The following is a 19,696-nucleotide window of genomic DNA, read 5'->3' as shown; positions in this document are numbered from 1 at the left end:
CGACAAAGGGCGAGTGTCCTTGTCCATTTCACTGTAAGGAAGCCATCATGTCGAACACCTACAAGCGCATCGTCTTGGCATCGCGTCCCACCGGCGCCGTGACCCCTGACAACTTCCGCCTGGAAGAGGTGCCTGTGCCCGAGATCGGCGAAGGCGAGGTGCTGGTCCGCAATCATTTCCTGTCGCTCGATCCGTATATGCGCGGCCGCATGAACGAAGGCAAGTCGTACGCTACCCCGCAGCCGCTGGGCGACGTGATGATCGGCGGCACGGTTGGCGAGATCGTGGCGACGAAGAACCCCAAGTACGCAGTCGGCGACAAGGTGGTCGGCATGTTCGGCTGGCAGGAAATGGGCGTCACCAATGGCATCGGCATCCAGAAGGTCGATACCACCCATATTCCGCTGTCGGCCTACCTCGGCTCGGTCGGCATGCCCGGCGTCACGGCCTGGTATGGCCTGAACAAGATCATCCAGCCGAAGGCCGGCAAGACCATCGTGGTGAGCGCGGCCTCCGGCGCGGTCGGCAGCGTGGTGGGCCAGCTGGCCAAGCTCCAGGGCTGCCGCGTGGTCGGCTTTGCCGGCGGCAAGGACAAGTGCGACTACGTGGTCAATGAACTCGGCTTCGATGCCTGTGTCGACTACAAGGCGGCCAAGGACAGCAAGGCGCTGTACACGATGTTCAAGGAAGCCACCCCGGACGGCGTGGATGGCTACTTCGAGAACGTCGGCGGCGAGATCCTCGACACCGTGCTCGCCCGCATGAACGCCTTTGGGCGCATCGCCATCTGCGGCATGATCGCCGGCTACGATGGCCAGCCGATGCCGCTGAAGAACCCGCAGCTGATCCTGGTGTCGCGCCTGACCGTGGAAGGCTTTATCGTGTCCGAGCACATGGACGTGTGGCCGCAAGCGCTGCAAGAGCTGGGCACCGCGGTGGCGCAAGGCAAGCTCAAGTTCCGCGAGAGCGTCGCGCAAGGCCTGGCGAGCGCGCCGGAAGCGTTCATGGGCCTGCTCAAGGGCAAGAATTTCGGCAAGCAACTGGTCAAGCTGGTTTAAGTCCGTAGTTGCCGCGCGCCGCCTCGATGCCTGCGCGCGGCAGCGGTCAATCAAGGAGATTCCCCATGAATGCCCCTGCACAAAGCACCAGGCCCCAGGCCGACCAGGACGAAATGGCCGCCGGCCTGTCCGAAGCGGTCAAGGCCAAGTACCGCGTACTGCCGCGCCCGCCGAAGTTCGATACACCGGCAGAGGAGCGCCTGCACCGCAAGCAGCGGCTGGCCGCGGCCTTCCGGCTGTTTTCCAAGTTCGGCTTTGACGAGGGCGTGGCCGGCCACATCACCGCGCGCGATCCCGAGTTCCCGGATACGTTCTGGGTCAACCCGTTCGGCGTGCATTTCAGCCAGGTCAAGGTGTCCAACCTGATCCGCTGCGATCACCATGGCGACGTGGTGGAGGGCGACTACCCGGTCAACGCCGCGGCCTTCGCCATCCATTCGCGCGTGCACCAGACCCGTGAGGATGCGGTCGCCGCCGCGCACTCGCATAGCACCTATGGCCGTGCCTGGTCCACGCTGGGCCGCACGCTCGACCCGCTGACGCAGGACGTGTGCGCCTTCTACAACGACCATGCCCTCTACGACGATTTCGGCGGCGTGGTGGTGGAGTTGGACGAAGGCCAGCGCATCGCCAACGCGCTGGGCGGCAACAAGGCCGCGATCCTGCAGAACCATGGCCTGCTGACGGTGGGCAAGACGGTGGACGAAGCCGCCTGGTGGTTCATCACCATGGAGCGCTCATGCCAGGTGCAGTTGCTGGCCGAGGCCGCCGCCGGGCGCACCAATGCGCCGCTGAAGGTGATCTCCGACGCCGCGGCGCGCCAGGCGTACTCGATCGTTGGCACTGCGCAGGCGGGCTGGTTCCAGTTCCAGCCGCTGTATGCCCGCATCGTCAAGGAACAGCCCGACCTGCTGGATTGAAGTCATGGCCGCCTTTGCTCCATTCACTGGCAAGGTCGTGCTGATCACCGGCGCGTCCGACGGCATTGGCGCCGAACTGGCCCTGCTGCTGGCGCGCCAGGGTGCACGGCTTGCGCTGGCGGCGCGCCGTGTCGACCTGCTGCAGGCGCTGGCGGAGCGCATCCGCCGCCAGCACCCGGCCGCCGACGTCGGCGTGTGGCGCGTCGACGTGTCCGACGAGTTTGACTGCCGGCGGCTGGTGGCCACGGTGGTGGCGCAGTATGGCGGGCTCGACGTGCTGGTCAACAATGCCGGCGTGTCCGCCCACGGCTACTTCGAACAGGTATCGGACTACAGCTACTACGAGCAAGTCATGCGCGTGAACTACTTCGGCGCCATGTGGTGCACGCGCGAGGCGCTGCCGCACCTGCGCGAGCGCGGCGGCCTGATGGTGGCGGTGTCCAGCCTGGCTGGCAAGATCGGCGTGCCGGGCCGTACCGCCTACTCGGCCAGTAAGTTCGCGCTGGCGGGATTCTGCGAGGCGCTGCGGGCCGAGCTGCGCGGCTCCGGCGTGGATGTGTGCGTGGTGTTCCCCGGCGTGGTGGCGACCGATACACGCGTCAATGGCTTCGGCCCCGACGGCCGCCCACTGGGCGAGAGCCGGCTGCGCGAGGAGGGGGCCATGAGCGCGCAGGAATGCGCGCGCCAGATGCTGGCAGCCATGGCCGCGCGCAAGCGCGAACTGGTGATGACCGGCAAGGGCCGGCTTGGGCTGTGGCTTAAGCTGCTGGCGCCGCGCCTGGTCGAGAACATGGCGCTCAAGGCGCTGAAGCAAACGGGGCGGTAGTGCGGTTGAGAGCGTGAGAGCGTGGCAGCACGACGGCGTGACAGAAGAGATCGAGCAATAACAGGCACGCGCCTTGCTGATAGCCGTGGCGGCATCCGCCCGACGCACCGGCAGCAGGCATAAGAGAAATTTCAGCCTGAGTTCAATCTGGTTATAGATTGGCGATAGATTGGCTTCAGACTGGCAACACAAGCGATTCCGACACCATGGCAGACCTTATCCTTCACCAGTACGCAACGTCGCCGTTCTCCGAGAAGATCCGCCTGCTGATGGGCGCGAAGGGCCTGGCGTGGCAAGCGGTGGAAATCCCGCCCATCATGCCCAAGCCAGACGTGGTGGCGCTGACCGGCGGCTACCGCCGCACCCCGATCCTGCAGGTGGGGGCCGACATCTATTGCGACACCGCGTTGATCTGCGAGGTGATCGACAGCGCGGCGCCCGCGTGCCCGCTCTATCCTGCCGCGCAAGCCGCCACCACGCGCCTGGTCGCTGGCTGGATCGATACCGCGCTGTTTACCGCCGCCGTCACCTACCTGTTCCAGCCGGCCGGCGCGCAAAGCATGCTGGGCCACCTCACGCCGGCGCAAATGCAGGCTTTCTCGGCAGATCGCAAGGCCATGCGTGGCGATACCAATGCGCTGCGCATGCCGCTGCCCGAGGCCATCGCCATGCTGCAGGAAACCTTCGGGCGGCTCGAGCAGCAATTTAATGCAGGCGTGGCGCATGTGGCCGGGGCCGAGCTGTCGGTGGCGGATTTTTCGCTGTACCACAATGTCTGGTTCATCCAGCGCGCCAGCGAGCTGGCCAGGCTGCTGGATGCGTATCCGGCGGTGCAAGCCTGGTATGCGCGCATGAAGGCCTTTGGCCATGGCACGGTGCGGGTGGTCAGCGCGGCGTCGGCGCTGGAGGTGGCACGGTACGCCGATCCGGCAGCGTTGCCTGGCGGGGTGGCTGCCGGCAGCGGCTTCGAAGCGGGTGATGCGGTCACCGTGACGCCAACGGACTACGCGCGCGATCCCGTGGCCGGCGTGCTGGTGGCGCTGGACGCCCACCGTGCCACCTTGCGCCGCCAGGACCCGCGTGCAGGCGCGGTCAACGTGCATTTCCCGCGCCAAGGCTATCAAGTGCAGCACGCGGGCTAAGAGGCTGTTTCAAAATGAAGCGAAGCGGTTCTGGCTAGGCGCGCGGCCGCAGACAGTACAACTGGTACGGCAAGGCCGCGCAACGACGCCAGAATCTTTTTGAAATGGCCTCTAAGACCCGCGCGGCAAGGCAATCCCATCACAACGACAGCAACGAGAGGCAGACAACATGAAGCAATTCCAAGGCAAGGTGGCTGTGATCACCGGCGGTGCATCGGGCTTCGGCAAGGAATTCGCCAAGCTGGGTGCGGGACTCGGCATGAAGCTGGTGCTGGCCGACGTGCAGGAGGACGCGCTGGATGCCACCGTGGCGGAGTTCAAGGCGCAAGGCGTGCCGGTGATCGGCGTGCGCGTGGATGTGTCCAAGGCCGAGCAGGTGCAGGCGCTGGCCGATGCCGCCATCGCCACCTTTGGCCAGGTCAACCTGCTGTTCAACAACGCCGGCGTGGGCGCGGGCGGCCTGATGTGGGAAAACACCGAGCGCGACTGGGAGTGGGTGCTGGGCGTCAACCTCTTTGGCGTGATCCACGGTGTGCGCATCTTTACCCCGCTGATGCTCGCGGCCGCGGCCAAGGACCCGTCGTTCGAAGGCCATATCGTCAATACGGCCTCCATGGCCGGCTTGCTCAGCCCGCCCGCGATGGGCGTCTACAACGTCTCCAAGCACGCCGTGGTTTCCCTGTCCGAATCGCTGTACCAGGATCTCAGCCTGGTCAGCGAGCAGGTGCGCTGCTCGGTGCTGTGCCCGTATTTCGTGCCGACCGGCATCACGCAATCGGGCCGCAACCGGCCGGCCGGGCTGGCCAATGACGCTCCGCCCACGCGCTCGCAACTGGTGTCGCAAGCCATGTCGGACAAAGCGGTCAGTTCGGGCAAGGTCACGGCCGCCGAAGTGGCACAACTTACTTTCGACGCCATCCGCGACAACGGCTTCTATATTTACTCGCATCCGCAGCAACTGGATCCCGTGCGGCAGCGCTTCGAAGATATCATTGGCCAACGCAACCCAAGCGACCCGTTCGCCGACAAGCCGGAAGTGCGCGCCGGGCTCATCGCCGCCTTGCGCGGATAACCGAGGGGGAGCCGCCAGGTGCGGCCAGCAGCAAGTCCACCAGAGACAGCCACAGACAGCCACAGACAGCCAGAGACAGCCATTGCGGCAAGGGAGGAATTCATGACCAAACCTGCAGTCATTCGCCATCTGCAGTACGCCACCTTGCCCAATGGCACGCGCCTGCACTACGCCAGCGCCGGCGAGCGCGGCAAGCCGCTGGTGTTGTTCGTGCATGGCTTTCCCGAGTTCTGGTACGAGTGGGAAGCCCAGCTGGCCGAGTTCGGCAAGACCCACTTCGCCGTGGCGCCGGACCTGCGCGGCTTCAACCTCTCCAGCAAGCCCGCGCAAGTCGAGGCCTACCGTCCCCGCCACATCGTCGAGGACCTGGTCCAGTTCATCAACGCGCTGGGCTACTCGCATTGCGTGGTGGTGGCGCACGACTGGGGCGGGGCAATCTGCTGGAACCTCGCCATCCAGTTTCCGCAGATGGTGGAGCGGCTGGTCATCATCAATTCGCCGCATCCCTATGTGTTTGCCAAGGCGCTGACCAGCGATCCCCAGCAGCAAGCCGCGTCGGCCTACATGAACTGGCTGCGCGAGCCGGGATCGGAACAAGCGCTGGCGGCGGACGGCTTCGCCAAGCTCGAGGGCTTCCTGAATGGGCAGGGCAAGCAGCCCGCGCCCTGGTTTACCGGCGAGACCCGCGAGAAATACCACGCGGCCTGGTCGCAGCCCGGCGCCGGCGGCTCTCACCCGCTGACCGGCGGTGTGAACTATTACCGCGCGTCGCCCATGCATCCGCCGGGCCCTGGCGAGACGCCTCCCGATATCTCCAGGCTCGATCCCGCCGCCTTCACCGTGCGTGTGCCGACGCTGGTGGTCTGGGGCGAGCGCGACACCGCGCTGCCCAAGAGCCTGCTGGATGGCCTGGACAAGTTCATCCCGGACATGCGGCTGGAACGCATTCCGGATGGCACCCACTGGGTCATCCACGAGCAGCCGGAGCGCATCAACCTGTTGATCCGGAGCGCTTTGCCCTGATTTGTCGTGCATGCCAGACCGCGTCAGGCATGCGCGCCTGCGCTGGCCCGGTCGGAACCCGCCGCAGTGTGCATGGGGCGGGGCGGCGCCTGCTGCTACATTGACCTGATTCGACGGCGCCGGTGCGCAAGGAAGGTCAAGATGAAGACGATCGGACTGATCGGCGGCATGAGCTGGGAATCCTCGGCCGAGTACTACCGCCTGATCAACCAGGACATGAAACAACGTCTCGGCGGCCACCACAACGCGCGCAGCGTCATGGTCACGGTCAGCTTCGAGCAGATCAAGGCACTGCAGCACGCGCAACGCTGGGACGAACTCGGCGAAGCCATGCGGCAAGCCGCCCTGCAGGTACAGGCCGCCGGCGCGGATTTCGTGCTGCTCTGCACCAACACCATGCACCGGGTGGCCCCTGTCCTGGAAGCCGCGCTCGACATTCCCTTTCTCCACATCGTCGATCCCACCGCGCAAGCATTGCGCGCCGCCGGCATCCGGCGCGTGGCCTTGCTTGGCACGGCCTTCACCATGGAGCAGGACTTCTATCGCGGCCGCATGCAGGACAAGCACGGCATCGAAGTCGTGGTCCCGGACGCCGCCGACCGCGCGCTGGTCCACGCGATCATTTACGACGAGCTATGCCACGGCATCGTGCGCGACGCCTCGCGCGATGTGTACCGGCGCATCATCGGCGGCTTGCAGGCGCAGGGCGTGGGCGGGGTGATTCTGGGCTGCACCGAGATCGCGCTGCTGATCGGGCAGGATGACGTGGCGCTGCCGGTGTTCGATACCACGGCTTTGCATGCGCAGGCTGCGGTGGGGCTGGCGTTGGAGGGGGTGGTGGTGGCGAATTAGGTCGGGAAGGGGACGGGTTCGGCTCGCATCGCAGGCGTTGTCGCAAAGGACTTGTTTTTTTATATCCAAATCAGTATATTCGAGCGATGAAGCTAATCCGATTCCTCGGAAACTCGCTCAAGTCCTTGCGAGAGTTCCCGGAGCCTGCCAGGCAAGATGCCGGCTACCAACTGGACAAGGTCCAGCGTGGGCAGCAGCCAGACGACTTCAAGCCCATGCCCGACATTGGCAAGGGTGTAGAAGAGATTCGCGTGTGGGACGATTCAGGAACCTATCGTGTGGTCTACACGGCGAGGTTGGCCGACGCGGTCTACGTACTGCATGCCTTCCAGAAGAAAACACAGGCCACGTCGCAGCGCGATATCGATCTGGCCAGGATCCGGTACATGGAGCTCATGAGAGGTGCCAAATGACTGACATCGAAACTTTTAACAGCGTATGGGATGCCATTGCGGACACCCCGGAACAAGCCGCCAATCTCTGCGCGCGGGCGGAATTGATGCAACAAATCGCGGCTATCATCAAGTCCAATGACTGGAAACAGGCCGATGCGGCCAGCCATTGTGGTGTTACCCAACCGCGGATCAATGACCTGCTGCGTGGGCGCGTATCCCGGTTCTCCCTTGACGCGCTGGTGAATATCGCTACCGCCCTTGGCCGGCGTGTGCATATCGAATTGGATGCTGCCTGAGTACGGTAACGTCTCTCGCGGGAAAGCCTGAAGTGGCAGGCGAAGAAGTGAACACCCGGAAAGAGGGCGCCGACAGCGAAGAAAAACAGCAAAACAGCAAAACGGGAAATCGCAGGAGAATGCCGATTTCCCGTCAGCCATTCAACTCAACCTGTGCCGATACAACCGGTAATTCTCGTCATCGAAGCAGACAAAACTGACCTGCTCGATGGTGGGTGCGGCCACCAGGGCCTTGCGTACGGCCTCGATGGCAATATCCACGGCGCGCTCGCGCGGGAAACCGTAGATGCCGGTACTGATATTGGGAAAGGCGATGGTGCGCAGCTTGTGCTGCGCGGCTAGCGCGATGCTGGCCTGGTAGGCGCTGGCAAGGAGGGCGTCCTCGCCGTGGTCGCCCCCTTGCCAGACCGGGCCGACCGCGTGGATGACGTAAGGCGCGGGCAGCAGGCCACCGGTGGTGATCACCGCCTGGCCGGTGGGGCAGCCGCCCTTGGTTTCGCGAATGCCGCGACAGGCGGCCATGATGGCGGGACCGCCAGCGCCGTGGATGGCGCCGTCGACACCGCCGCCACCGAGCAAGCCGCTATTGGCGGCATTGACGATGGCGTCGACTTCCATGCGGGTGATGTCTCCGTGCAAGACCTGCAGGTGTTCCCCTGTCATGACCTCTTCTCCGTGCTGGGTGGTAAAGCTGGATCGCCCCGGCTGTTGCGCGCACCTGTGCTGCTGGCCCGCCGCGGCACTTACATGGATTCCGCCAGCATACGCCGATAATCCGCGGCGCTGGCCTCTTTCGGGTTGGTCTTGTGGCAATGGTCGACCAGTGCACCGGCGATCACCTTGTCGAACATGTCTTCGGTGACACCCATCTGGCGCAGACCGGTGGGCAGCCCGAGGCGCGCGGTCATGTCGTGCACGGCCTGGGCCAGGTCGGCGTCCTGGGGCAGGCCCATGGCGTGGCGCAGGCGGGCGTAGCGGTTGTCGCGCACCACGCTGGGCGCGTCAGCGTTGAAGCGCAGCACCGCCGGCATCACCACCGCATTCAGGGTGCCGTGGTGCAGGCCGGTCTTGCCGTCCACCTTGAGGCCGCCGAGCGGGTGCGATAGCGAATGCACGCAGCCCAGTCCCTTCTGGAAGGCCATGGCGCCCTGCATGGAGGCGCTCATCATGTTCAGGCGCGCGTCGCGGTCCTGGCCGTCGCGGGTGGCGCGTTCGATATGCTTCCAGCCGCGCTCCAGGCCGTCCAGGGCGATGCCATCGGCGGGCGGGTTGAAAGCGGGCGCCAGGAAGGTTTCCACGCAATGCGCGATGGCGTCCATGCCGGTGGCGGCGGTCAGGCCGGCCGGCAGGCCGAGCGTGAGGCCCGGGTCGCATATGGCGGATTTCGGCAACAGGTGCCAGGAGTGGAAGCCGAGCTTGCGACCATCCTCCAGGATGATGATGGCGCCGCGCGCGACCTCGCTGCCGGTGCCCGAGGTGGTCGGCACGGCGATCAGCGGCGCGGCGCGCTCGGTGAGCCTGGCACTGCCGCCTTCGATGGTGGCGTAGGTGGTCAGCTCGCCGGGATGGGTGGCGAGGATGGCGATGCCCTTGGCCAGGTCGATGGAGGAGCCGCCGCCGACCGCGATCAGCCCGTCGCAGCCGCTATCCCGATACTGCGCCGCGGCTTTCTTGACCATGGCTTCGGTCGGGTTGGAAGGGGTTTCGTCGAAGATCTCGTGCGGCAGGCCGCCCAGGGCCACGATGGCCTGTTGGGCCACCCCGGCGGCAACCACGCCTTTATCGGTGACGACCAGCGGGCGCCGGATGCCGATGCGCTCGCACTCTGCCTTGAGCTGGCTGATGGTGCCGAAATCCAGGTGAATGTGGGTCAGGTAATAAATGAAGGCCATCTATGCTGTCTCCGTCGGTGAGGGTTTTCCATTTCTTCTGGCTTCTGACTTCTGGCTTTTCTGACGATGGTCGATGATCGCGCAAAACCTGCCGCCCTGACCAGCCCCAGGGAAATTTCATATGCTTTGCTGCAGAAACATCTGGAATCATACTAAAATCGAACGATCGTTCACAATTCGAACGCCAGTGGCGCTGACGCCACTGGAGATTCGGCTGCTGCCGAAGGTTCGTTGCTACTGATTCTGAGTGTCCATGTCCGCTGTCCCGCCTGATTCCACCGCTGCGCCCGCGTGGCCCGTGCTTGCCTTGCCCGGCATGCCGCCGGTGCCGCTCGACCCGCAGGTGGCGGCGTTGCTGGAGCTGATCGGGCGCGTGAAGCGTCCGTCCATCCACGAACTGGACCCGGCCGACGCCAAGACCGCGTACGAAAAGAGCGCGCCCATCATGGATATCGCGCCGCTGCCCGTGCACAGCGTGGAAAACCTGACGGTAGCCGCGCGCGATGGCTACGACATCCCGGTGCGGCTGTATGCGCCGCGCGAGGCCAGCTGGGCCGAGCCGTTGCCCTTGCTGGTGTACTTCCATGGTGGCGGCTTCACGGTGGGCAGCGTCAACTCGCACGATCCCCTGAGCCGGCTGCTGTGCATGCAGGCTGATTGCATGGTGCTGTCGGTGGACTATCGGCTTGGCCCGCAGTGGAAGTTTCCTCATGCGGCGAACGATGCGTTCGATGTCATGGCGTGGGTCTTCGCCGAAGCCGCGCGCCTGGGCGCCGATGCCAGCCGTATCGCCCTGGGCGGCGACAGCGCGGGCGGCACCCTGGCCAGCGCCTGCGCCGTGCACGCGCGCGATCTGGGCCTGGAGCCTGTCCTGCAGATGCTGATCTATCCTGGCACCTGCGCCCGCCAGGACACGCCTTCGCATCGCGCGCTGGCCGATGGCTATCTGCTGACCGCGCCGATGATCCAGTGGTTTTTCTCGCAATACCTGGACAGCGAAACCAGCCGCGACGACTGGCGTTTTGCCCCGCTGGACGGTGGTGGCACCGGTGCCGACGTGCGCGGCTGCTGCCCCGCCTGGATCGCCGTGGCGGGCTACGACCCGCTGCACGATGAAGGCGTGGCCTACGCGGCCAAGCTGCGCGCCGCGGGTGTCCCGGCGCAATTGGCGGACTATCAGGGCATGATCCACGATTTTTTCAAGCTGGGACGCTTTGTCCCGGCGGTGGCCGACGCCCACGGCGATGCGGTCGCCGCCTTGCGTGCTGCCTTCGACGGCTGAGCGGGACTCGCCGGCAGGGGCCGGCAGCCAGATCGAAGCGGTCGCAGAACCCCGGGTTTCATTGGCTTTACGTGTAGTGCATTACTTGTATCAGTAGCAAAAGGAGACACAGACTCATGCAACGCCGCCATTTCCTCGCCCATGCGGGCGCGCTCGCCGCCACCGCGGCTACCCTGGGGCTGGCCAGCGCGCCGGCCCTGGCGCAGGCGGACAATTTCCCGCAACGGCCGATTCGCCTGATCATCGGCTATACCGCGGGCGGTTCCACCGACCTGCCGTTCCGCGTGCTGGCGGAAAACGCTTCCAAGATCCTCGGCCAGCCGGTGATCATCGAGAACAAGCCTGGCGCGGGCGGCGTATTGCCCGCCCAGCTGATGCAATCGACCCAGCCGGACGGCTACACGCTGGCGCAGGTCGCCATGCCGGTCTACCGCCTGCCGTACACCACCAAGATCAACTGGGATCCGGTCAAGGACTTGTCGTACGTGATCAACCTGGCCGGGTACTCGTTTGGCCTGGTTGTGCCGGCGGATTCGCCGATCAAGACCATGCAGGACTACATCGCCTACGCCAAGGCCAACCCGGGCCGCCTGACCTACGGCTCGCCGGGCTCGATGACCACGCTGCACCTGACCATGGAAGAGCTGGCCATGAAGCAGAACGTGCAGTTCTCGCATATTCCGTACAAGGGCAACTCGGAATCGATGCAGGCCCTGCTGGGCGGGCACGTGATGTCGGTGGCGGACACCCCGGCCTGGGCACCGTACGTGGAGTCCGGCAAGCTGCGCCTGCTGTCGACCTGGGGCGAGAAGCGCTCGGCGCGCTTCCCCAATGTGCCGACGTTGAAGGAGCTGGGCCTGGGCATCGTGCAGACCTCGCCGTTCGGCGTGGTGGCACCCAAGGGCACCGATCCGAAGATCGTCAAGAAGCTGCATGACGGCTTCAAGAAGGCCATGGAAATGCAGAACTATCGCGATGCGCTGGCCAAGTTCGACATGGAGCCGTTCTATATGAGCAGCGAGCAATACGCGCACTTCGCCGCCGATACGGTCAAGAAGGAAAAGGCCATCATCGACAAGCTGGGGCTGAACAAGCCGCAATAAGCCCGGTTTAGCCGCTTTATGCCGGCGCCGCCCTGTCCGGGGCCGGCGCCGTTTTCCTATCAGGCCGATATCAGGCCGATATCCGGCCGGCAATCAAGGGGGGACGCCGACATGGCGAAGGAAGATTTCCGTCACAGCATGCCGCTGCGCGTGCGTTGGGCCGAAGTGGATCCGCAGTCGATCGTGTTCAACGCGCACTACCTGACCTACTGCGATATCTGCGTGACGGAGTACTGGCGGGCGGTGGGGATCCGGTATCCGGAGGATGTGCTGCACGCGCACGGCGTGGATATCTTCGTGGTGAAATCCACGCTGGAGTATCACGCGTCGGCGCGCTTTGACGACATGCTGGAGATCCGGGGGCGGATTGCGCGCCTGGGCCGCTCCAGCATGTTGTTCCGCGTGGAGATGTACCGTGGCGACGAGCACCTGGTCACGGGCGAGATCGTCTATGTCTGCGCGGATCCCGCTACGCAGAAGTCGGCGCCGATTCCGGGTCCGGTGCGGGAAACGATCACGGCGTATGAAGTGGTGAAGCCGCACGCTTGAGCTGTCCGGCTTTCATGGTGTCAGGTGCGGCGGCGTCGGCCTGCTTGCAAGCCAGCGCCGCCAGGACGCGTCTGCGGGTTCAGCGCGCCGCTATGCCCGCATCCTCGATATAAGCCCGGATCACCGCATCGAAATCCTCGTCGCCCTGGAACCCCAGCGCCAGCGCGCGCTCCGTATTCCACGCGGCAGGCCACGTGCCGACGATATTCTCGATGCGCGCCTCGCGCTCCCAGCTCACGCGATCCGCCACGGCGTCGCCGGCCACCCGCCGCAACGCCGCCACCATCTCCTTGGGCGTGACCGACAAGCCGGGCAGGTTCACCGTGCGGCGTTCGCCAAGCTTGGCGCCATCGATCTCCATGCCCCGCGCCAGCGCGGCAATCGCCCCGCGCGGGGACAGCAGCCACAGCGGCGTTTCCGGCGCGACCGGGCAATTGGCGGCAACGCCTGCCAGTGGCTCGCGGATGATGCCGCTGGCGAACGACGAAGCCGCGGCATTGGGCTTGCCTGGCCGCACGCTGATGGTCGGCAGGCGCAGCACGCGGCCGTCGACAAAGCCGCGGCGGCTGTAGTCCGACAGCAGCAACTCGCCGATGGCCTTCTGCGCGCCGTAGGAGGATTGCGGATTGAGCGCGGTATCGTCCTGCACCACAGCGGGCAGGGTGCCGCCGTACACCGCCACCGAACTGGTGAACACCACGCGTGGCCGGCTGCCATGTTTCACATGAAGCGCCCGGCAGGTTTCCAGCAACGCGCGCGCGGCATCCAGGTTCACGCGCATGCCCAGGTCAAAATCTGCCTCGGCCTGGCCACTGACCACCGCCGCCAGGTGGAACACCGCGCTGGTGTGTTCATCGACGGCCTGCGCCAGCACGGCGGGATCCGACAGGTCGCCGGTGACCACGCGTACGCGCGCGTCGTTCAGCGCAGGCGGCGCTACCACGTCGAGCAGCGTCAGGCCCGCGATGGCGACGGGCTTGCCGTCGATGTCCAGGGTGCCGCGCTTTAGTAGTTGGCGGGCCAGTTGCAGGCCGAGAAACCCGGCCCCGCCGGTGATCAGTACTTGCATGTTCGTTTTCCGGTTGTGCCGCCGTGGGCGGCATGGAGACAGCGGCTGCTCAGGCCTTCCAGTAAGGCTTGAGCCAGCCCAGACCCGCCGAGGTACCGGCGCGCGGACGATACTCGCAGCCGATCCAGCCGTCATAGCCAAGGCCATCGATCACGTCGAACAGGTACGGGTAGTTCAGCTCGCCCAGGTCTGGCTCGTGGCGCTCTGGCACGCCGGCAATCTGAATGTGGCCGATGCCGGCAAAGTCGCGCTTGAGCTTGACGGTAAGGTCGCCTTCCACGATCTGGCAGTGGTAGCAGTCGAACTGCACCTTCAGGTTGGCCGCGCCCACTTCCTTGCAAATGGCCTGGCCGTCGTCCTGGCGATTGAGGAAGTAGCCCGGCATGTCGCGTCCGTTGATCGGCTCGATCAGGACCGTGATGCCCTGTGCCGCCGCAGCCTGCGCGGCATGCGCCAGGTTTTCCAGGTAGCAGGCGCGATGACGCCCGTGGTCCGCGCCGGCCGGCACCAGGCCGGCCATCACGTGGATCTTGTCATTGCCGATCACGGCAGCGTATTCCAGCGCGCGGCCGAACGCGTCGCGGAACTCGGCCTGGCGCCCGGGCAGGGCGGCCATGCCGCGCTCGCCGGCGGCCCAGTCGCCCGGCGGCGCGTTGAACAGCGCCTGCGTCAGGCCGTTGGCATCGAGCCGTGCGCGGATATCCGCGGCAGTGTGCTCGTACGGGAAGAGATACTCCACGGCCTTGAAACCGTCCGCCGCCGCGGCGGCGAAGCGATCCAGGAAGGCGTGCTCGGTGTACATCATCGACAGGTTGGCGGCAAAACGCGGCATGCGGTGCTCCAGGAGAAATTTGTTGTTCTTGCGTTCTTGGCCTACCGGTTGACCAGCTTGGCCGGCGTGAGCCAGACCAGTCCGGCCCCGAGCACCAGCATGCCCGACAGCACATACATGCTCGACTGCGTGCTGTGGGTGAGATCGGTCAGGTAGCCCACCATGTACGGTGCCACAAAGCCCGCCAGGTTGCCCACCGAATTCACCACCGCAATGCCCGAGGCAGCGGCCAGCCCGGACAGGAAGGCGGTGGGCAGCGACCAGAACAGCGGGGCGCAGGTCAGCACGCCGGCGGCGGCCAGCGACAGCGCGGCGATGGCCACCACGGTATTGTGGGTAAACGACGCGGCAATGGCAAAGCCCACGGCGCCCATCAGCGCCGGCACGATCAGGTGCCAGCGGCGCTCGCGGCGGGCGTCGGCACTGTGGCCGAGAAAGTTCATCACCACGATGGCGCAGATAAAGGGAATGGCGCTGAGCAGGCCGATATTCAGGTTGCCGGTAACGCCGCTGGTCTTGACCAGCGTGGGCATCCAGAACGTCAGCGCATATTGCCCGGTGACAAAGCAGAAGTAGATCATGCACATCCACCAGACGCGGCTGTCCTTGAACACGGCGCCGAGCGAGTGGCCGGTGCCCGAGGCGCCGGCCTGGCGCGCGTCTTCCTCGATATTGCGTTTGAGCACGCGCTTCTCGTTGGCGTCCAGCCACGGCGCCTGGTCGATGCCGTTCTTGAGCACGAACACGGTGACGATGCCGATCAGCAGTGCGGGCAGGGCCTCGATCAGGAACATCCATTGCCAGCCGCGCATGCCGCCGTAGTCATGGAAGGCGTCCATGATCCAGCCCGACAGCGGGTTGCCGAGCATGCCTGCCACCGGGATGCCCGACATGAACAGCGCGATCATCTTGGCGCGCCGGTTGGCGGGATACCAGTAGGTCAGGTAGAGGATCACGCCCGGATAGAAACCCGCCTCGGCCAGGCCGAGCAGGAAGCGCATGATGTAGAAGGTGGTGGGCGTCTTCACGAAGACGAACAGCGCCGAGATGATGCCCCACGTGATCATGATCCGCGCGATCCAGACGCGCGCGCCGAGCTTGTGCATCAGCAGGTTGCTGGGGACTTCGAACAGGAAGTAGCCGATGAAGAACAGCCCGGCGCCAAGGCCGAACACGGTTTCGGAAAACGCCAGGTCCTGCGCCATCTGCAGCTTGGCGAAGCCCACGTTGACGCGATCCAGGTAAGCAATGACGTAGCACAGCATCAGGAACGGCATGATGCGCCAGAACACCTTGCTGTAAGCGCGTTTCTCGATGTCGCGGTCGATGTCTTGGCCGGCGCCGGCTAGCGCGGCCTTGGTGGATGTATGCATGGTTGTCTCCGTATATCGGCTTGGTTCCGGTTTGATTCCCGTTGTTAGCGGCAAACCGGGGGCGAACGCTGCCCTTGCCGCGGCCCAGGCGTTAGCGAGGGCGTGCGGCGGGCGGTTCTGCTTTGCTTGTGCTTTTGTTGCTAGGGCTTTCTCGTACCTGCGCGCGCGGTCCCTACCAGCGCGCTTTGAACGTATCGCGCAGTTCGGCGAGCGCCTGCTCGTCGAGCGGGTCAGGCTTGTCCTTGAGCATCAGCCAGAGCCTGGCGGTTTCTTCAAGTTCCTCGAGCGCGAAGGCGGCGCGCGAGACGGTGGCCTCCCACACCACCGGACCAAGACGCGCGAGCAGCACGCCACGCACTTCGGCGGCAAGCTGCGCAACGCGCGCCGCCACCGCCGGGTCGCCCGGGCGATGGTAGGGAATCAGCGGAATATGCCCGACTTTCATCACGTAGTAAGGTGTGATCGGCGGCAGCACATCGTCCGGCCGCCAGGCGCCCGCCAGGCTCAGCGCCACCAGGTGGGTGGAGTGCGTATGCACCACGCCATGGGCCTGGGGGTTGTTGTCGTAGACGGCGCGGTGCAGGGTCAGCGTCTTGGACGGCTTGTCGCCGGCCACCCAGTTGCCGCCGCTGTCCACCTTCGCGATGGCGGCCGGGTCCAGCATGCCCAGGCAGGCATCGGTCGGCGTGATCAGCCAGCCGTCCTCCATGCGCGCGCTGATATTGCCGGCGCTGCCGACGGTGTAGCCACGCTGGTAGAGGCTGGCGCCGATGCGGCAGATTTCTTCGCGCAGGCTGGCTTCGGTGCTCATGCTTGCCCTCCAAGCTGGCGCAGCGCTTCGTCAAAGAAGTCCACGCCGCCAAAATTGCCTGACTTGAGCGCCAGCGCCAGCGGCTGCGCTTGCAGCGTGACGGTGGCGGGCACGCCCGGCGCGATCTGCGTGCCGATGCGCAGCGCTTGCACGCCCAGCGCCTGCACCACCGCGCCCGAGGTTTCGCCGCCGGCCACCACGAAGCGGCGCGTGCCGCGTGCTTTGAGCGCGGCGGCGATGTCCGCCAGTGCCTGCTCGACCAGATGGCCGGCGCGCTCCACGCCGAGGGCGGCCTGTACCGATTTGACCTCCTCCGGCGTGGTGGTGGCGTAGAACAGCACCGGCTGCGCATGGGCGCCCGCCAGGGCCAGCGCCTGTTCAACCACGGGCGCGCCTTGCGCCAGCGCGAGCGGGTCGATGCGCAGGGCGGGGCGCTTGGCCACGAGCCATTGCGCCACCTGCGCATTGGTCGCCTTGGACGCGCTGCCGGCCAGCACCACGGCCGGCCCGGCCACCGGCGCCACGCTGTCGGCATCCGCGCGTTGCGGCAGCGAGCCGGCGCGGCGGAAGTTGGCGGGCAGGCCGAGCGCCAGGCCCGAGCCGCCGGTGAGCAACGGCAGGTCAGCGCACGCCTCGCCCAGCGTATGCAGGTCGGCATCGCTTACGGCGTCGGCAATCGCCAGTTTCACGCCATCGCCGCGCAAGGTGGCCATGGCCTGGCGGGCCGCGTCGCTGCCGCGCGCCACGGCGTCGTAGCGCAGCAGGCCCACCTTGGCCTGGCTCTGGCGCTGCAGCACGCGGACCAGGTTGGCGTCATGCATTGGCGTGAGCGGGTGGTTCTCCATGCCCGACTCATTGAGCAGGACATCGCCCACGAACAGGTGCCCGCGGAAGATGGTGCGGCCGTTCTCCGGGAATGCCGGGCAGGCGATGGTGAAGTCGCTGCCGAGCGCCGCCAGCAGAGCCTCGGTCACCGGGCCGATATTGCCGGCATCGGTGGAGTCGAAGGTCGAGCAGTACTTGAAAAAGAACTGGCGGCAGCCCTGGGCTTGCAACCAGCGCAGCGCAGCCAGCGATTGCGCGATGGCATCGGCCGCCGGGATGGTGCGCGACTTGAGCGCGACCACCAGCGCATCGGCCTGCTCCACGCCGGGCAGCGCCGCGCCGCCCGCCGGCACGCCGATGGCCTGCACGGTGCGCATGCCGTTACGCACAAGCGTGTTGGCCAGGTCGGTGGCGCCGGTGAAGTCGTCGGCGATGCAGCCAAGCAAGGCGCGCGAGGAAGGGTTCTGTGCAGTCATGCTGGCTTGCCTCACTCAGCCTTTTTCGCCGGCAGCTCGATGCCGGGAAATATCTTGATCACGGCGGAATCGTCCTCGCCGCCGTGTCCCGCGCTGGATGCCATCATGAACATCTGGTGCGCCGCGGCCGACAGCGGCAGCGGGAACTTGCTGGTGCGCGCGGTATCGAGCACCAGGCCGAGGTCCTTGACGAAGATATCGACCGCGGACAGCGGCGTGTAGTCTCCCGACAGGATATGCGGCACGCGGTTCTCGAACATCCACGAATTGCCCGCGCTGTGGGTGATGACTTCATACAGGGCATCGGCATCCACGCCTTCACGCAGACCCAGCGCCATGGCTTCTGCCGCTGCGGCGATATGCACGCCAGCCAACAGCTGGTTGATGATCTTCACCTTGGAGCCGGCGCCATGCGCGTCGCCCAGGCGGTAGACCTTGCCGGCCATGGCGGCCAGCACGTCCTCGGCCAGCGCATAGGCCTCGGCCGGGCCAGAAGTCATCATGGTCATTTCGCCGCTGGCGGCGCGGGCGGCGCCACCGGAGACCGGTGCGTCCAGCAGCAGGATGCCGCGCTCGCCCAGCCGCTTGCCCAGTGCCTCGGCGAAGCTCGGCGGCACCGTCGCGCTGGCGATCACCAGCGTGCCGGGGCGCAGGCCGCTTGCCGCGCCTTGTTCGCCGAACAGCACGGCCTCGGTCTGCGCGGCGTTGACCACCAGCGTAACCACCACATCGCATTTGCCGCCGAGCTCGGCCGGGCTGGCGCAGGGGATGCCCCCCGCGTCGGCAAAGCGCTGCAGCACGTCGGGCCGCAGGTCGCAGGCATGTACCTTGAAGCCGGCGCGCAGCAGGCTGTGCGCTACGCCGTTGCCCATCGCGCCGAGGCCGATGACGCCAATTGATTTGCTCATGAAGACTCCTGCCAGGGGGCTGTGATCAGCGGATCAGTCGATCAGTGGGAAAGGCCGCGCGCGGGCGCGTCGGCAAGGTCGGTGGCGGTCTCGGGCTGCCCGCCATGGGACAGGCGCCGCGCCGCGTTGTACATATGGGTCTCGGCCGCGTTGCGCGCGGCCAGCGCGTCGCCGGCGCGGATGGCGGCCACGATGGCCTGGTGTTCCTCGCGCACCTGGCGCGAGAAGTCCGCCCGGCGTGCCTCGTTGGTACGGGTCACGCGGGTGGCGGTTTCCAGGTACTGGCTCAGGAACGCCAGCGTCTTGAGAAAAAACGGGTTGCCGGTGGCTTCGGCGATGGTCCGGTGAAAGGCCACGTCGGCCGCCACGCCATCGCCGCCGGCGGATTCCTCGGCGTCGATGCGCGCCAGCGCGGCGTCGATGGCCATCATGCTGGCATCGGTGCGCTCGCGCGCAGCCTGTGCGGCCACCTCGGCCTCGATGGCCCGGCGCAGTTCCACGATCTGCAGCACCGATTCGAGCGTGGCCACATCGGTGTAGTCGATCCGCAGCGGCCGGATGCCGGCCTGCTCGGTGACGAACACGCCGCTGCCCTGGCGCGACTCCACCACGCCTTCGTGGCGCAGCCGGGCGATGGCTTCGCGGATCACGGTGCGGCTGACGCCGAACTCCTCGGACAGTACCGCCTCCGTGGGCAGCTTGTCGCCGCGGCCGAAAGCGCCGCTTTCGATCTTCTCCAGCAGTTGCTCAGCAACGGTGTCTGTCAGGGCTCGGGCCGGGACTTTCTGGAACACGGGAGGCCTCAGGTGATTAGGTAATATGGTCATCATACAAATTTTCCGGGAAGAATGCGGATCGGGAATTACCCCTACCCCTATCCCTTTCCTTAATGCTGCATTGCAGCAGTGGTCGGCATCGGTTGCCGGCGCCGTGGCCGGAGTATCATGACGGCCGCCCCTCTGGCCGTTTTTTCACCGCCTTGCGCTTTGCGC

The 19,696-nt window shown here is 66.0% G+C and carries 21 protein-coding genes; 12 read left to right on the top strand and 9 right to left on the bottom strand.

The genetic code is table 11. The annotated features are described in order from the left end of the window. Positions 1-47 precede the first annotated feature (47 nt). From RR42_RS11055 to RR42_RS11015, 9 genes are all read left to right on the top strand, one after another. A complete protein-coding gene (locus RR42_RS11055; protein ID WP_043346621.1) occupies positions 48-1,058 on the top strand; it encodes an NADP-dependent oxidoreductase in 1,011 nt (336 codons plus the stop codon). 65 nt (positions 1,059-1,123) lie between these two features. Then, positions 1,124-1,978 carry a class II aldolase/adducin family protein gene (locus RR42_RS11050; RefSeq protein ID WP_043346617.1) on the top strand — a complete coding sequence of 285 codons (855 nt, stop codon included), beginning with the start codon at positions 1,124-1,126 and terminating at the stop codon, positions 1,976-1,978. Between the two features lie 4 nt (positions 1,979-1,982). Beyond that, positions 1,983-2,804 carry an SDR family oxidoreductase gene (locus tag RR42_RS11045; protein ID WP_043346615.1) on the top strand — a complete coding sequence of 274 codons (822 nt, stop codon included), beginning with the start codon at positions 1,983-1,985 and terminating at the stop codon, positions 2,802-2,804. Positions 2,805-3,010: 206 nt separating this feature from the next. After that, positions 3,011-3,946: a glutathione S-transferase family protein gene (locus RR42_RS11040; RefSeq protein ID WP_043346612.1), complete on the top strand. Its 936-nt coding sequence runs from the start codon at positions 3,011-3,013 to the stop codon at positions 3,944-3,946. Positions 3,947-4,115: 169 nt separating this feature from the next. Beyond that, positions 4,116-5,018 (top strand): SDR family oxidoreductase, encoded by a 903-nt coding sequence (locus tag RR42_RS11035; protein ID WP_043346611.1) that lies wholly within the window; start codon positions 4,116-4,118, stop codon positions 5,016-5,018. A gap of 102 nt (positions 5,019-5,120) precedes the next feature. Next, complete coding sequence (locus RR42_RS11030) at positions 5,121-6,041, top strand: alpha/beta fold hydrolase (RefSeq protein WP_043346608.1); 921 nt, start codon at positions 5,121-5,123, stop codon at positions 6,039-6,041. A gap of 141 nt (positions 6,042-6,182) precedes the next feature. Further along, entirely contained in the window at positions 6,183-6,893 is a 711-nt protein-coding gene (locus tag RR42_RS11025; RefSeq protein WP_043346605.1) for an aspartate/glutamate racemase family protein, read from the top strand. An 86-nt stretch (positions 6,894-6,979) separates the two neighbouring features. Then, entirely contained in the window at positions 6,980-7,306 is a 327-nt protein-coding gene (locus RR42_RS11020; protein WP_043346603.1) for a type II toxin-antitoxin system RelE/ParE family toxin, read from the top strand. Then, positions 7,303-7,584, top strand: coding sequence for a helix-turn-helix domain-containing protein (locus RR42_RS11015; RefSeq protein WP_043346601.1), 282 nt, complete (start codon positions 7,303-7,305; stop codon positions 7,582-7,584). The genes RR42_RS11020 and RR42_RS11015 overlap by 4 nt, the downstream gene beginning before the upstream one ends. Positions 7,585-7,725: 141 nt before the next feature. On the opposite strand, the gene RR42_RS11010 is transcribed toward RR42_RS11015, so the two are convergent. Then, positions 7,726-8,247: an O-acetyl-ADP-ribose deacetylase gene (locus RR42_RS11010; RefSeq protein WP_043346598.1), complete on the bottom strand. Its 522-nt coding sequence runs from the start codon at positions 8,245-8,247 to the stop codon at positions 7,726-7,728. An 80-nt stretch (positions 8,248-8,327) separates the two neighbouring features. After that, on the bottom strand, positions 8,328-9,476 hold the full coding sequence (locus RR42_RS11005; RefSeq protein WP_043346596.1) for an iron-containing alcohol dehydrogenase: 1,149 nt from the start codon (positions 9,474-9,476) through the stop codon (positions 8,328-8,330). A gap of 253 nt (positions 9,477-9,729) precedes the next feature. Between RR42_RS11005 and RR42_RS11000 the strand changes: the two genes are divergently transcribed. From RR42_RS11000 to RR42_RS10990, 3 genes are all read left to right on the top strand, one after another. After that, on the top strand, positions 9,730-10,758 hold the full coding sequence (locus RR42_RS11000) for an alpha/beta hydrolase (RefSeq protein ID WP_082054872.1): 1,029 nt from the start codon (positions 9,730-9,732) through the stop codon (positions 10,756-10,758). A gap of 116 nt (positions 10,759-10,874) precedes the next feature. Continuing rightward, positions 10,875-11,861, top strand: a complete 987-nt coding sequence (locus RR42_RS10995) for a tripartite tricarboxylate transporter substrate binding protein (protein WP_043346594.1) — start codon at positions 10,875-10,877, stop codon at positions 11,859-11,861. A gap of 111 nt (positions 11,862-11,972) precedes the next feature. Continuing rightward, on the top strand, positions 11,973-12,410 hold the full coding sequence (locus tag RR42_RS10990) for a YbgC/FadM family acyl-CoA thioesterase (protein ID WP_043346591.1): 438 nt from the start codon (positions 11,973-11,975) through the stop codon (positions 12,408-12,410). A 79-nt stretch (positions 12,411-12,489) separates the two neighbouring features. Here the strand turns inward: RR42_RS10990 and denD are convergent, their stop codons facing one another. From denD to RR42_RS10955, 7 genes are all read right to left on the bottom strand, one after another. Continuing rightward, on the bottom strand, positions 12,490-13,479 hold the full coding sequence (denD, locus tag RR42_RS10985; RefSeq protein ID WP_043346589.1) for a D-erythronate dehydrogenase: 990 nt from the start codon (positions 13,477-13,479) through the stop codon (positions 12,490-12,492). 49 nt (positions 13,480-13,528) lie between these two features. Further along, positions 13,529-14,311: a 2-oxo-tetronate isomerase gene (gene otnI / locus RR42_RS10980; protein WP_043346587.1), complete on the bottom strand. Its 783-nt coding sequence runs from the start codon at positions 14,309-14,311 to the stop codon at positions 13,529-13,531. Positions 14,312-14,352: 41 nt separating this feature from the next. Further along, entirely contained in the window at positions 14,353-15,684 is a 1,332-nt protein-coding gene (locus tag RR42_RS10975) for an MFS transporter (RefSeq protein WP_043346584.1), read from the bottom strand. 172 nt (positions 15,685-15,856) lie between these two features. Then, entirely contained in the window at positions 15,857-16,495 is a 639-nt protein-coding gene (locus RR42_RS10970; protein WP_043346582.1) for an aldolase, read from the bottom strand. Further along, positions 16,492-17,796 carry a 3-oxo-tetronate kinase gene (gene otnK / locus RR42_RS10965; protein WP_043346579.1) on the bottom strand — a complete coding sequence of 435 codons (1,305 nt, stop codon included), beginning with the start codon at positions 17,794-17,796 and terminating at the stop codon, positions 16,492-16,494. Before otnK ends, RR42_RS10970 begins: the two co-directional genes overlap by 4 nt. A gap of 11 nt (positions 17,797-17,807) precedes the next feature. Next, entirely contained in the window at positions 17,808-18,704 is an 897-nt protein-coding gene (ltnD, locus tag RR42_RS10960; RefSeq protein ID WP_043346576.1) for an L-threonate dehydrogenase, read from the bottom strand. A gap of 41 nt (positions 18,705-18,745) precedes the next feature. Beyond that, positions 18,746-19,498, bottom strand: coding sequence for a FadR/GntR family transcriptional regulator (locus RR42_RS10955; RefSeq protein WP_043346573.1), 753 nt, complete (start codon positions 19,496-19,498; stop codon positions 18,746-18,748). Between the last annotated feature and the right edge of the window lie 198 nt (positions 19,499-19,696).

It is taken from the genome of Cupriavidus basilensis, from assembly GCF_000832305.1.
Lineage (GTDB): Bacteria > Pseudomonadota > Gammaproteobacteria > Burkholderiales > Burkholderiaceae > Cupriavidus > Cupriavidus basilensis_F.
Note: the sequence above shows the minus strand (reverse complement) of the source record. Positions and strands in the feature narration are given on the sequence as shown.